Annotated in this window: 13 protein-coding genes and 1 pseudogene; 9 read left to right on the top strand and 5 right to left on the bottom strand. The window is 49.9% G+C overall.

Features of this window, described 5'->3' with window-relative positions; genetic code table 11:
- Positions 1–181: 181 nt before the first annotated feature.
- Positions 182–808: a hypothetical protein gene (locus NST44_RS00675; RefSeq protein WP_007131018.1), complete on the bottom strand. Its 627-nt coding sequence runs from the start codon at positions 806–808 to the stop codon at positions 182–184.
- A 319-nt stretch (positions 809–1127) separates the two neighbouring features.
- Here NST44_RS00675 and NST44_RS00670 point away from each other — a divergent pair, with 319 nt between their 5' ends.
- The 3 genes from NST44_RS00670 to NST44_RS00660 are packed head-to-tail and all read left to right on the top strand — an operon-like array spanning position 1128 to position 3085.
- Complete coding sequence (locus tag NST44_RS00670; protein ID WP_028406870.1) at positions 1128–1418, top strand: YerC/YecD family TrpR-related protein; 291 nt, start codon at positions 1128–1130, stop codon at positions 1416–1418.
- A 2-nt stretch (positions 1419–1420) separates the two neighbouring features.
- On the top strand, positions 1421–2185 hold the full coding sequence (locus NST44_RS00665) for a sirohydrochlorin chelatase (RefSeq protein WP_028406871.1): 765 nt from the start codon (positions 1421–1423) through the stop codon (positions 2183–2185).
- Between the two features lie 18 nt (positions 2186–2203).
- A complete protein-coding gene (locus NST44_RS00660; RefSeq protein ID WP_007131021.1) occupies positions 2204–3085 on the top strand; it encodes a diacylglycerol kinase in 882 nt (293 codons plus the stop codon).
- Positions 3086–3255: 170 nt separating this feature from the next.
- Here the strand turns inward: NST44_RS00660 and NST44_RS00655 are convergent, their stop codons facing one another.
- Positions 3256–3450 (bottom strand): hypothetical protein, encoded by a 195-nt coding sequence (locus tag NST44_RS00655; protein ID WP_028406872.1) that lies wholly within the window; start codon positions 3448–3450, stop codon positions 3256–3258.
- A 120-nt stretch (positions 3451–3570) separates the two neighbouring features.
- Here NST44_RS00655 and rlmD point away from each other — a divergent pair, with 120 nt between their 5' ends.
- The 5 genes from rlmD to NST44_RS00630 all read left to right on the top strand — a co-directional run bounded on the left by rlmD (position 3571) and on the right by NST44_RS00630 (position 10419).
- Positions 3571–5205, top strand: coding sequence for a 23S rRNA (uracil(1939)-C(5))-methyltransferase RlmD (gene rlmD / locus NST44_RS00650; RefSeq protein WP_340897320.1), 1635 nt, complete (start codon positions 3571–3573; stop codon positions 5203–5205).
- 286 nt (positions 5206–5491) lie between these two features.
- A complete protein-coding gene (locus NST44_RS00645) occupies positions 5492–6637 on the top strand; it encodes an endospore germination permease (protein WP_007131025.1) in 1146 nt (381 codons plus the stop codon).
- The gene (locus NST44_RS00640) at positions 6634–8166 is read left to right on the top strand and encodes a spore germination protein (RefSeq protein WP_244152739.1); all 1533 of its coding nucleotides are present in this window, start codon (positions 6634–6636) and stop codon (positions 8164–8166) included. The genes NST44_RS00645 and NST44_RS00640 overlap by 4 nt, the downstream gene beginning before the upstream one ends.
- The gene (locus NST44_RS00635; protein WP_007131027.1) at positions 8163–9299 is read left to right on the top strand and encodes a Ger(x)C family spore germination protein; all 1137 of its coding nucleotides are present in this window, start codon (positions 8163–8165) and stop codon (positions 9297–9299) included. Before NST44_RS00640 ends, NST44_RS00635 begins: the two co-directional genes overlap by 4 nt.
- Positions 9300–9630: 331 nt before the next feature.
- Positions 9631–10419 carry a methyltransferase domain-containing protein gene (locus tag NST44_RS00630; protein WP_007131028.1) on the top strand — a complete coding sequence of 263 codons (789 nt, stop codon included), beginning with the start codon at positions 9631–9633 and terminating at the stop codon, positions 10417–10419.
- A gap of 196 nt (positions 10420–10615) precedes the next feature.
- Here NST44_RS00630 and NST44_RS00625 read toward each other — a convergent pair whose 3' ends face one another.
- Positions 10616–11590 (bottom strand): cation diffusion facilitator family transporter, encoded by a 975-nt coding sequence (locus NST44_RS00625; RefSeq protein WP_028404467.1) that lies wholly within the window; start codon positions 11588–11590, stop codon positions 10616–10618.
- A gap of 256 nt (positions 11591–11846) precedes the next feature.
- Here NST44_RS00625 and NST44_RS31020 point away from each other — a divergent pair.
- Positions 11847–12011: pseudogene (locus NST44_RS31020) on the top strand (HAMP domain-containing protein); the annotation flags it as partial.
- Between the two features lie 214 nt (positions 12012–12225).
- On the opposite strand, the gene NST44_RS00620 reads toward NST44_RS31020, so the two are convergent.
- Both NST44_RS00620 and NST44_RS00615 read right to left on the bottom strand, forming a co-directional pair.
- Positions 12226–13206, bottom strand: a complete 981-nt coding sequence (locus NST44_RS00620; RefSeq protein WP_251536463.1) for a BtrH N-terminal domain-containing protein — start codon at positions 13204–13206, stop codon at positions 12226–12228.
- Positions 13190–13762 (bottom strand): PadR family transcriptional regulator, encoded by a 573-nt coding sequence (locus NST44_RS00615; RefSeq protein ID WP_251536465.1) that lies wholly within the window; start codon positions 13760–13762, stop codon positions 13190–13192. The genes NST44_RS00620 and NST44_RS00615 overlap by 17 nt, the downstream gene beginning before the upstream one ends.
- Positions 13763–13768 lie beyond the last annotated feature (6 nt).

Here is a 13768-nt window from a genome sequence, read left to right as displayed (position 1 = left end):
CTACCCGGCGCAAAAATATGCTCCAGCCCTGAGCTTTCAGGGCTGGAGCTGTTCATGGAGCGGTCATGTACTGCCGCCTAACCTGATTATATCCGGGTAAGCCGACGGTGCCCTGCGCGCCCTAAAAATGCAAGGGCTCTGCGGGGGGATTGCATCGCCCTCGCCTCGGGGCGCCTTTCGGCTACCGCCGGCGTCTGCGTTTGCTGGAGCCGGACGACTTGCGCGAGCCGGTCCGGCGTTTGCCGCCTCCGGATGAACGTCGTCTTGGCGGCGTATACTCGTAATTGCCGCCGGAGTCGGCGTAATCAGCCGATGGCGGATTGTTTTTCTTCTTGAACGCTCCTGCCAGCAGGGACACCATCGGCGCGAGCTGCTGGAAGCCCTGCATGACCTTTTGAACCTTGCCGAGATTGTTGACGATGCCGTCAATGCCTCCCATCCGGTCGATAATGTTTTTCAGATCGCCCATGTTCTTCAGACCCAGGCCTCCGAGGAGGCCTCCTAATCCTCCGCTTCCGCTGCTGCCTCCTCCGCCGAGAAGGCCGCCGAGGCCGCCGTTCGAATTGTCGGACGGCGCGAACGACGAAGCAGTAGCTTCCGTGCCGGGTACCGGCGCTAAGGCCGGAACCGAATCGGTGTATGGATATAAAGCGGATGGATTAGCATCTGGATACTCGCTGTAGGAATTCAGGCCGGGATACGGTGACGATTCCTGGGGAAGTGATTCGTTCAGCGAGCGGTAAGTACTGCGATGGGAAGGACGTTGGGAAGAAGGTCGACGGTGATAATAGTGGGAATGACCAGTCATCATATCACTTTCCTTTGTAAGTTAAGATACTATACTGTATGTTCCGGGCGGGCGATGGGTTTAGGCTATTGTCCCGATTTTCGGGATAGGAGCGGAATCGGGCGGATGCCTACGGGAATGATGTGAGGGGACAGCTGCGGATTATGAGGGAATATATGAGATCTAGGTTTAATTCATCTCGTTTAGGTTCATACCAAAGATTATAATGTATGGTCGTCCTGTAGTGCGTGAAATCGTTAATGCTTGAAAAGACTGTACCCGCTCGGGTACAATGGGAGTGCGAGTGTTATACACAGTAACAATAGGGGATGATAATTCAGTGCAGCTGAAGAAACTTAATGATAAGAGCATTGATCAATTATTTGAGGCTATATTAACCTTGAAGAACGTGGAAGAATGCTATGTATTTTTCGACGATCTCTGCACCGTTAACGAAATCCAGTCCTTGTCCCAACGGCTCGAGGTGGCTCGGATGCTGGGCAAGGGATGCACATACAACCAGATTGAAGCAGAAACGGGAGCCAGCACCGCGACGATCTCGCGGGTGAAGCGTTGTTTGAATTATGGCAATGATGGGTATAAAATGACTTTGGAGCGTCTCGGGCGTTAATGATGGCACAGCCGGGCGTGCTCGTGATCAGTCATGGCTCCAGGGAGCAAGGATGGGTGTCGCTTGTGGACGAAGCCGTCGGCAAGCTGGCAGCCCGCATGGATATGCCGGTCGTAGCTTCATACTTGGAATTGGTAGAGGGCCGTCTGATTCAGGACGGCATTACGGCTTTGGAGGACCAGGGTGTTACGGACATTGTGGTCATTCCGCTATTTGTGTCATCAGGCAGCACACATGTCGACGAAATAGCTTATGCTATAGGAGCGAAGGCGGTTCCGGAGCTGGAAACGGATCTTGAGCCGTTCCGGGTCCGCGCCGCCGTTCATTTCGGCACGCCGATGGACGATCATCCGGACATCGCCGCCATGGTGTGGGATAAGGTAAGCGAGCTGTCCGTTCAGCCCGAGAAGGAGGTCATCCTTCTCGTGGGACACGGCAGCAGGCATGATGGATTTCGCCGCCGCTGGGAGGAAGGCATGTCCCGGCTTGCCGGGCGCGTTGGCGCCTTAAGCGGCACAAGCGTCGATTATGCCCTGCTGAGCCCCGGGAATGTCCGGGAGAAAGCATTGCAATGGAAGGAGCGCGGCTGCGAGGTGATCGCGGCTCCGCTTTTTTTAAGTGAGGGGTATTTTACAGAGAAGGTCATTCCGGACAGGATTCAGGGGCTCTCGTGCCGCTATTCCGGCAAAACCCTGCTTCCGCATCCGCTGCTGTCGCATTGGATGGAGTCCCAGGCCCATCTGATGATACAATCCTTGAAATCATGAGTAGGTGGCGTATCGTTAATGAGAAATGCAAGATTAATTTATAACCCGACCTCAGGGCGGGAGGAAATGAAGCGAAGATTAGCTGATATTTTGCACCGTCTGGATAGCGCGGGCATTGAAACCTCCTGCCATGCAACAACCGGGGAGGGGGATGCGACCCGTGAAGCGGCGGATGCCGTGGAGCGGGGGTACGATCTTGTGATTGCGGCCGGCGGCGACGGCACGCTTAATGAAGTGATCAACGGGATGGCGGGAAGGGATAACCTGCCGCCGCTTGGTATTTTTCCGCTGGGGACAACGAATGATTTCGCCCGTGCGCTCGGCATCTCGAGGAACTGGGAGGAGTACTGCGACCTGGTGATCCGGGGCGAGACCCGCCCGATCGATGTCGGCAAGGCGAATGACCGCTACTTCATTAATATCGCCGGGGGCGGTACGCTGACGGAGCTTACGTATGAGGTGCCTAGCAAGCTGAAGACGATGATCGGGCAGCTGGCGTATTATTTGAAGGGGATCGAGAAAATGGTCAGCCTTACGCCGCAGGAGCTCATCATCCAAGCCAGCGGGCAGGAGATCATTCATGACGAGTTCATGGTGTTCCTCATTGCCAACAGCAACTCGGTCGGCGGCTTCGACAAGCTCGCACCGGGCGCCAGCATCGATGACGGCCTGTTCGACGTCATTGCCCTGCGCAAGTGCAACCTGGCGGAGTTCGTGCGTGTAGCCACGCTCGCGCTGCGCGGCGAGCATGTGAATGACAAGAAGGTGTTGCATTTCCGCACCGACTACATGGAGGTTACGTCACCGGGACAGGTGCAGCTGAACCTGGACGGCGAGTTTGGCGGCATGCTGCCGGGCACGTTCCGGATTTTGCCGCAGCATCTGCGAATTTTTGCTTGATGCCGGTAGGTAGTGGTGCAGGGTGGGCTTTAAGGAGCCTGGTTAAGGACTGGCGGGACGGTAGACGTTAAATGAATGAAAGCAAGAGATGGCGAGACATTTGTCGTTGAGTGAATGGCGTAAGCGGCGCATGATGTTCGTGCCCGGGTCTGTGCGGTCTTGTGCGGATGCTAGCCGGATGCTTTAGCCGATTCAGCGCATCCGTCTCCCGGCTCTTGTAAGTAAATGATTGGATTTTGCAGGCGATGCCGATTGAATATGGAAGGAAGCTCCCGTATAATGATGGACGGAGCTTTCGCAGGCAAGCTCCCTTGGGGGAGCTTTTTGTTGTATCCGGGAAGAAGCTGCTCGTTCGGCAATCTCATGGGTCTCCCCCATGGGAGATATTATGGATGCCGGGCGATATGGGAATAGATGAAGAAGACGAGTAACCGTACGTATAGATCGATATAGAAGCTAAAGCGGAAAGAAGTGAATGTCACATCATGAACAAGAAGCGCAGCAGGCGCGATTCGCGCCGCAGCAGCAAGCCGGCCGCAGCCTCCGCGGCCATCGCCGATCTGCCGGTGGCGAAGAATGACGAGGTTATCCTCGAGATTATCGGGATGACCCATGACGGCGAGGGCGTCGGCCGCGTCGAAGGATATACGCTGTTCGTGCAGGGAGCTTTGCCGGGCGAGAAGGTCCGGGCGAAGGTGCTCAAGACGAAGAAACAGTACGGATATGCCAAGCTGCTGGAGCTTGTCGAGCGCAGCCAGCACCGGATCGCTCCGCCTTGCCCGATCTATGACCAGTGCGGCGGCTGCCAGCTGCAGCATATGGATTACACCGCACAGCTGGAATGGAAGCGGCAGCTTGTGATCGACAATCTGGAGCGGATCGGGAAGCTGCGGGTGGTGCGCGAGGGGAGCGGAGTTGAAGGAGCTTCCCCAGCAGCGGGTGGCATGAGTGGACAGGCAGATGCTGCGTCTGCTGGTCAAAATTCGTCGGATCGCGAAGCTCAAGTCAGCGCCGACAAAAACAACAGAACCGGACTACATCAAGAGCCGGGCGACGGTATCATCAGCACCGGACTACATGATGAACCGGGCGCAGACATCATCGTGCGTCCGACGCTCGGCATGAACGAGCCTTGGCGCTACCGCAACAAATCCCAGGTGCCGATCGGCGTGACTGAAGGCGGGCTCATCGGCGGCTTTTACGCCCGCGGCAGCCACCGGATCGTCGATATGGAGACCTGCCTGATCCAGCATGAACAGAACGACGAAGTGGTGCGCCGCGTTAAGGCCATCGGCCGCCGGCTCGGCATTACCGCTTACGATGAAGAGAGCGGACAAGGCCTCCTGCGCCATGTCGTGGTGAAGATCGGCTTTGCCACCGGCGAAATGATGATCGTGCTCGTCACGAACGGCGAGCGCATCCCGCGCATGAACGAGTGGATCACGGCGATCCGCGAGGAGCTGCCGGCCGTGGTTAGCGTTTGCCAGAATATCAACACACGCAAGACGAACGTGATATTCGGAGATGTGACCCGCGTCCTGTGGGGACGTGAAGTCATCCATGACTATATCGGCGACGTGAAATTTGCCATTTCCGCACGCTCGTTCTACCAGGTCAACCCGGCTCAGACCGAAGTGTTGTACGGGAAGACGGTGGAGTATGCGGGGTTAACCGGGGAGGAAACCGTCATCGACGCTTATTGCGGCATCGGGACGATCTCCCTGTTCTTGGCCCAGCATGCCAAGAAGGTGTACGGCGTCGAGATCGTGAAGGAAGCGATCGAGGATGCGCGCGCGAACGCGGAGCTCAACGGCATGGCGCACGTCGAGTTCGAGGTCGGCGCCTCCGAGGACGTCATCCCGCGCTGGAAAGAGCAGGGCATCGAGGCAGACGTTATCGTCGTCGACCCGCCGCGCAAGGGCTGCGACCCGCGTCTCTTGGAGACGATTCTTCAGATGAAGCCGGAGCGGGTTGTTTATGTAAGCTGTAACCCGAGCACGCTAGCAAGGGATCTGCGGGTGCTGGAGGATGGCGGATACCGGACGGTAGAGGTTACACCGGTGGATATGTTCCCGCATACGGTGCATGTGGAGTGCTGTGTGTCGCTAGTAAGAAAGTAGTAATTAGGAGCCGCATTTACCTTCTATATTAGGGCCTAAGCGATGTGAACGCTTAGGCCTTTTCTTATGCGGGAGACAATGTGGAGGCAACAGCTAATGAACAAGATTTTCTTCACCCTGATAGTAGGTTCTTCATGTTCTTCCCAAAAAAGACCGAACTTCTTATTAAAAAGCTCTGTCTCGATCTCGTGCATAGCAATTATCGAAGCAGCTTTATGAAGGCATTGGTTGATTAGGGATCCCCTCCAAGAACAGTTACCGAATTTCTAAAATGAGTGATTTTGGGATGAAAATGAAGAAGATGGGAAAAGTAATGGTACTGCTTCCATTTAGTGCTTCACAGGGTAAGGTGAGTTTGATGCCGAAAATTTCAGTTTTACAGTCATACATGATCATAATACTTTCTGTCGGTTTGCTGAACCACGTCATCATCATACCGTTACTGCTCGGTTCATCAGGGCGAGATGCCTGGCTTGTAGTACTTCTTGTATTAATCGCTTCGCCAATTTGGATTGGCATTCTGAGCCATATCCTAAAAAACATGAACGGAATGCACGTTAGGGATTGGTTAAAGCAACAATTCGGAATGGTTCTCTCGGTAACCTTGATTGTTCTATACAGTGTACTTGTATGGCTTATGGGAGTCATTTCCCTTAAGGACACTATAACATGGACAATTGCAACTTATATGCCTCAATCTCCAATGCTTGTTCTCGCAGGAACGACGCTTTTCGGATGCTTCTTCGCGGCATTTAAAGGGCTTCGCACCATTGCAATTTTAAGCGGGATATTGTTGCCTTTTGTTGTTATTCTGGGTGACCTTGTCATGGTTGCAAACTTTCAGTTTAAAGACTACACCATGCTATTTCCTCTTCTCGAAAATGGGTTATCTCCGCTTTGGAAAGGCATACCCTACGCAGCTGGGGGATTGTTGGAGTTGTCGTTGCTGATTTTGTTTCAGCACAAGTTAACGAAAAAACCAGGTTTCAAAAGTTTAATGCTTATTTGCATCATATTATCCGGGCTAACGCTCGGCCCTTTGATGGGCTCGATCGCCATGTATGGCCCTGATGAAGCGGCACACCAACGATACCCCCCTTTCGAACAATGGAGAATGGTTCGACTGGGCGAGTATGTGGAGCATATTGATTTTTTCTCGATTTACCAGTGGTTATCCGGTATGTACATTCGAGTTTCCCTTTCCCTGTTACTCTTAAGCGAATTGTGGGAATTGCAAAAGTATAAGTGGTTGCCTATGTTTCTGGGCGCTTTATTCATGCTGGTTGTTACATTGTTGCCAATCAGCGATATGATTTTTCAAGACCTGCTCAGCCGATATTACTTTCCTTTGTTTTGTGTCTTTACCATTGTGGTCATGTTCGTATATTTCGTGCGAATTTTAATCTCAACACGGAGTAAAAGGAGCAATTGAAATTGATAAAGCTTTTCAGTAATAAATGGGCAAAGGACATAAAATCGTCGACACAACAAGGGGCGCCTGATACACAACCGCTTAATGAACAAACACTTCTTCAACGTTTCCAGATGTGTAGTGATGTAAAGGATCATGTTTACAAATTAAAAACTGGCGACGATCAATCAAGGATCGTTTTACTGTATTGCGATGGGTTATGTGACAACCAACAACTCATTCAGGATGTGGTGCTTCCTCACTTGACTCGGTTTTACGAAAATCACGGTTTTCAAAAGAACAAGGAAGTTCTGGAGTCGTGTCAATTACAGCTTGAGAGCATTTCCTTCGAGGAGTGGGGGCAAAAATCCGAAACGGACATTTTTGAGGGAAAACTGCTTTTGTTTATTCCGACACTAACTTCATTGTTCTCCCTCGACATATCGAAAAAACCGGCACGCCAGCCCGAAGAATCCAATATCGAAGTCTCTATTCGCGGGCCGAAAGACGGTTTTGTTGAGGAACTCGGTGTCAATGTTGCGTTAATTCGGAAACGAATCAAGTCAACAAGCATGGTATACGAAACGAAAACAGTAGGTGTCCGGACAAAAACAACTATTGCAATTCTCTATATGCAAGACATTGTTGATCCGAAAATCGTCCAAGATATCAAGATGAAATTGGATCGTGTTCACATTGACGGAGCAATCAGCGCCACTCAACTGGAAGAGTTAATGGAACCGACCAAAGCTTTGTTTCCTTTGATGGGCTATACGGGAAGACCCGACTTTACCGTTAACTGCATGATGAATGGACGTGTAGCGCTGATTGTGGATGGTACGCCTGCCGCGTTGATCGCACCGGCAAATTTGTTCCTGCTCTTGAAAACGCCGGAAGACATCCACTTTACTGCATTATCGTCTACGTTTGGGCAAGCGCTTCGTTTGCTCGGATTGACCGTATCACTCATGCTGCCCGGTTTTTGGGTTGCCATTCTTTCGTTTCATCAGGATCAGTTGCCCTATTACCTTCTTGCAACAATTGGCATCAACCGATTAGGCATTCCTCTTGGCGTGACAGGGGAAATGTTTCTCGCGCTCATCTTTTTGGAAATATTGCGGGAAGCCGGTATTCGGTTGCCTTCAGCGATAGGATCTACAGTTACGGTAGTGGGAGGGCTTATTTTAGGGGATGCAGCCATACGCGCAGGATTTTTATCCCCTAGCATTGTTGTCATAGGAGCTATTACGCAAGTGTTCGGTTCGACTTTATCCAACCAGTCAATGAGTGGGACAATAAGCATTTTGCGCTTCTTCCTGTTCGCTTTGTCTGCCATCTTGGGGTTCTATGGCTATTTACTTGCTTTGTTTATCGTGATAACTCATTTAGCCTCTTTGCGTTCATTCGGATTGCCTTACCTGGCTCCGGTTTCGCCTCTATATGAAGACTTCGCCAATGCCTTGTTCCGATTACCATGGAGATGGCGGAAAACTCGGCCAGACATGCTAAATACTCAAGATTCTACAAGCCAAGGGGATAAGCAGAAATGAACGCATATAAATTTACCGCAGTTCTTCTGCTTCCCTTCTTTCTCACCGGATGTTGGAGCAAATACGAAGTACAAAACATGAACTATGTAACTGCCGTTGGAATTGATTATGCGGATGGCCAATACATTATTTATGCACAGTTGCTCGATTTCTCCACAGTGGCAAAATTGGAAGGACAACAGAAATCGGAACAGCCTCCGATCTGGATCGGCATAGGAAAAGGTATCTCATTTACAGAAGCGGCGAATGATTTATACAGCACTTCGGAACAAAGGTTAAACTGGGGACAAATCTCAGCAATCTTGTTTAGCGAAAGATTATTGAAGGAACGAAAAGTGGGTGAAGTGTTGGAACTGATCGACCGATATCGTGAGATAAGGTACTTAGCTTGGGTGTTCAGTACGCGCGATCCCCTTGACGAGGTCTTAATTGCGACTCCATTTTTCAGATTATCGCCGAAAGCGTCGATTCTACATAACCCCGAACAGAATTATCGGCAGCGTTCTATCCTCGCTCCGATCCGCCTGCAAAGATTTGTAATGGATTCAAACGAAAAGGCGAGGACAAGCTACATACCAGAATTATCTGTCCGAAAGGATCAGTGGAAGGAAAATCAAAAACCGCATGATCTGCTTAGATATTCAGGCATACAAATATACGATAAGGACAAATATTACGCACGCATGAACCTCGAAGAAATAAAAGGATTGCCATGGCTGAATAAACACACAATCCGACTGCCCGTCAACTTGTTTTCCGATAACAAGCTTGTTGCAGTTCTCGTCGCGGAAAAACCCAAATATGACGTTAAACCAAGGGTTACATATAACAAAGTATATTTCGATGTTTCCGTTAAAGTGGAGGCTGGAGTAAATGAGCTACATGCAGACGTTACGGAGCAGGAACTCACGCAACTGGCCCAAAAAGAAATTGAGCATCAAATTAGGCAGACCTTTCAAACCGCGGTTGAAAAGAGAATAGATATTTATAATCTAGGGGAATCTCTTTTTCGCAGGAATCCGTATGCGTGGAAACGGATTGTATCTGGGACTGTATTAAACAAAGATTCCTTACAAACGATCAACGTTAACGTACAAATCGTGTACCCTGGCAGGTATAAACTTTCCCCTTGAATTTGGTTGTGATTTACTTTTGCGGGTGGTGCCAGCTTCCTAGTACTGCCTTATATGGGGTATTGGGCGACCGGTACCCGTTTCATTCGAGTTATTACCTCCTTGCCCGGTATCAGGAAACTTTACTTATGATAGTTGACACTGCTTATTCAACACACGTGGAGAGTGTGGCGTTGTTGGTGCGAAAGGACAATTAAATCGGAGTTGTATTGGCGGGAATAGTAAAGAGGGGCGACCAAGCCCCTCTTTTTTTTCTTCCGAAATTGTATTGCAAGTTTGACTGGTAAATTTTATTATATGAGTTCTTCCCTATTATTTTTGGAGGTGTTTTATGAGTATTAAATGGTTTAATCCGAAAACACATACGGATTGGGTGCGTCCCCATTCAATCGAATGGTATGCTCAATTAGGAAGATTAACAGGACAGTATTCGTATTCTTGGAAATCGACCATTACTGAGCCCAATGGTGAATTGATTTTCACTAATGAAGTGTCTCAGATGGTTCCGGGCAAGAAGGTGCTGGATATTGGCTGCGGTCACGGTGAGTTTGCCTTACAATGGAGCCCGGTCGTAAAGCATATTGTTGGTATAGATATAACGAGTGACTTCATCAAGCAGGGAAATGATGCAGGTCGGCACAATGTAACCTTTATAACGGCAAACACGAAAGACAAGCTGCCTTTTGAAGACGAGGAATTTGACTGTGCATATAACCGTAGAGGACCTACCTCAGCTTATCTTGACGTAAAGAGAGTCATTAAACAGGGTGGGAAACTCATCGCTCTTCACCCCGGTGATAATATTACATCGGAGTTGTCAGAGTTATTTCCTGATTTTTTTGAACCTTCTCCCTCAGGTACTCCTATACTCGATAATATAAAGCAAAGATTACAAGAAGGGGGACTAAAGAATGCTGAGATTGAAACGGTAAGAAGCCTTGAATACTTACATGAACCAATTGACGTAATTATAATGAGTCTTTTCGGTCAAAAGCCTTCCGTATTTGAATCGGTAGTTCAGCAGTCTATGTCGGAGATAACAAGGATATTTGAAAAGAACGCAACGGACAAAGGCTTACCCACAACTTTTGAACGCTACATCGTTCGTGTGACGGTCTAAAGATTATTGATGTGGGACAACGTCTCAGAAAATTCCTCAAGTATATTACTGGCCTAAAACTTCCACAAGAGCCGACAATGAACCTACTAGGCACTCCATCTCCATCCCCTTATATAAACAAGTAAAAGGCTGAGGGAGGATTTAATCAGCCGCCCCTAGCACAGTTGTTATAAAGTTGCTCAGTTCGGCCGGTCCATTAAACTTTTAGCTCACCATGCTGGAGCTGTCCATTTTCCACCTGGATGGTGGTATGGGTAATGTTGAATTTTTCTTCAATTACTCGGACGGCCTGCTGCAGCACGGTCTGATGGTCTGTGTTGTCTTCGATCACAAGGTGGCAGCTTAAGGAATTCAGTCCTGAAGTGATCGTCCAAATATGGAGATCATGCACATCCACAACCTCATCGACCTCCATCAAGGCCTCACGTACTTTTGCCGAATCGATGCCTGCCGGTGTGCCCTCCATCAGGATATGGACCGCATTGGCGATGACGCCCCAGGCGCTTTTCAAAATGAGCAGGGAGACAAGCACGCTGATAATAGGATCAGCAACGTACCAGGAGGTCAGGCTCATAATCAGTCCGGCCGCGATGGCGCCTACAGAACCGAGCGCGTCACCAAGAACATGAAGATAGGCGCTGCGGATATTGATATTCTCTTTGACATCGCTTTTTCTCATCAGGAACCAGGCACTGAGCAAATTGGCAAACAGTCCGATAAAGGAGATCGCCATCATGGGGCCGCTGGCTACGGTCGGAGGTTCAAAGAATCGTCCATAGGCTTCCCAAATGATAGAACCGGCAACGACAAACAATGCAGCACCGTTCAGTAAGGCAGCCAATATTTCGAACCGGTGAAAACCGTAGGATTTCCGCGCCGATGGGGCTTTGGCCGACAGAAACATGGCTGCAAGGCTTAATGCAAGTGCGCCGGCATCGCTAAGCATATGGCCTGAGTCTGATAGCAGGGCAAGGCTGTTCGTAATCAATCCGCCGAAAAATTCCAAAAACATGATACCGGTTGTGATGATCAGGGCGATGGTCAGGCCCTTTTTGTTATTGGGCATGTGGGCATGCGCGTGACCGTGATGTCCGTGAGCATGTCCATGGCTGTGATCATGCCCGTGATCATGATGATCATGGGTGGAATGCGGATGGCTGGAATGGCTCATAACATTTACCTCCTCGTATATGAGCAATTGCTCATATATTCTTATGAGATGATCATACACTCATTTTCTGACTGACGCAAGCCTTTTTTTGACATGTTGGAAAAGCGAAGTAACGCGAAAAAAAATTTACATATCCGATACATGCAAGGCCCGTGATGGTACATCTGCCCGATAACGTATGAACCGTGAGGGTATCCTCATAAGAATTTGAAAAAGGGAGGGCGGGAGGCACGATACCGATAGCGAAGGAAAGGAGCTGGATGCAGCACAACGTGGAGAGATCGCTTATTTTACGAAGTCTGTCCCCCGGTTATCCAAAAGCTCTCAGCAGATGTATGCCGGGGATTACAACATGGATATGCGAGTATCCTCCCGCGATGAGATCAGTGAATTGGCAGGCATGTTTAAGAAGATGATGCAGAGGATCAGGGAGCAAATCCGTATCATTGAACAGAAACGAGATGCATTAAAGAAAGCTCAGGCACAAAACAAAGTGTTTTTCGCTAATGCTGCGCACGAGATGAATCCTCCGTTAACAACGCTCATAGGTTACGCCCAGATTATAAAGAAAAAGGATAGAGTCATCAGAATACCTTCTGAAACTCTATCCTTTTTTACAAAGGAACGATTATTTCTCACAACAATAACTCCATGGCTGTTCGTTCTTTATCCGCGATCTCGAGCAAGAGCTTGGAAGCCTGCTGCAGCTCCTGGTGGCTGCCCGTTCTTCCCGCACGGTCGATTAATGCTGAGACGCTGACCCACATTGGGGCGATCTCCGTGAACAATTGGTAGGCTTGCTCGATTCGCGGGTCTGCTAATTGATCGGCGCATTCCTTCAAGTAATCCCGATACAGATTCCGAAACAAAGCGCCGCCGGTTCCCGCGCGTTCCATCAGCAAAGCGGTCAGGCATAAATCATGCTCGAAATGGCTGCTGCGGGAAGGCCACTTCAGGATTTCTTTGCTCATTTTCACGATGCCTTTATTTCCGATATTGCGGATAGGCGGGTTCAGATAGTCCTGCGCATTCTTGGTCAAGGATTGGCGTAATGCGGGAGCGAGCGGAGGTAAGGCTTCAATCGGCTCGAGCGTAAAGGAACGATTCCGGGAACTCATGGGTCCTTTTGCATTTCTGGCTTCAGCCAAGCTTGTCAAACGCGTCTTCACCAGACTGCCCTGTTGTCCGGTATCCGCCATATAGGCGTATTCGTCATCCATACCGTATAGGACCGCATAGTGACCGGCAAAGTGCACTTTGCTCGTGAAATAGTCCAAGTAATAGGAATCCAATTTCAGCCCGACCGGAATCCCGCGTTCGATACAGCCCCGTACGTTCCGCCACGCTTTATCGACGGAGGACGTTTCTTGAACGTTAACGGTCAAACGCAGCATGTCGGCGAGGTTGGCCGTCAACTGATCCACCTTCACTCTTCCGCCGATGAACGGAAAATCCATTCCCTTCGAGTCCCAATAAATGAATCCGAGACCTTGTCCGAGTCCGAACAGCATCGGCTCCGACAGCTGGACTCCCGCAAACTGCATTAAATTGCCCATGGCAGTCGTTTCGCAATGCTCACCTTGGTAAGGAACGAAGCCTTCAATGATTGTGCTCATCTTCCCTGGTCTCCTTCGACAATTCGTTAATTAAACTGGCAACGAACGCTTGCTCGCTCTCTATTAGGCTGAGCGGATGCAAGAACAGCGCCCTTACGTGCAGCGGCAATCGAACGCCGCCCTGGGATTCGAATTTTTGCCGTATGCCTTCCGAAGCCTCCCGAAGAAAATCCAACCTTTTCCGTAATGCAGCCATGGCCATGTCGTTCCCGATAAAAGGCATAGCGGCCAAGCCAAGATCGAAGCGATTGTCGCGCTCACGTGCTGACGATAGACTGTCAAGGATCTCATCTTTCAGCTGGGCCATGCCGGCTTCGGTGAGGACATACCGGGTCGGCGCTGGTCCCTTGCCGGATTTTCCATCGGATTCCTCGGATGCAATCCATCCTTTCTCACTCAGTTTCTTCAGTCCGACGTAGATTGAGGTCGTGCCGATGTTCGCCCATTCCCGATACCCTCGTTGATCGACTAATTTCTTAATATCGTAGCCCGAAGCTTGACGGCATTCCGCGATCATTTGCAGCAGCATGAATTCGACATTGGAAATAGGGTGCATGAAGAA

Source organism: Paenibacillus sp. FSL W8-0919, from assembly GCF_038003785.1.
GTDB lineage: Bacteria > Bacillota > Bacilli > Paenibacillales > Paenibacillaceae > Paenibacillus_AQ > Paenibacillus_AQ lactis.
This window is presented reverse-complemented; position numbering and strand designations above follow the sequence as displayed.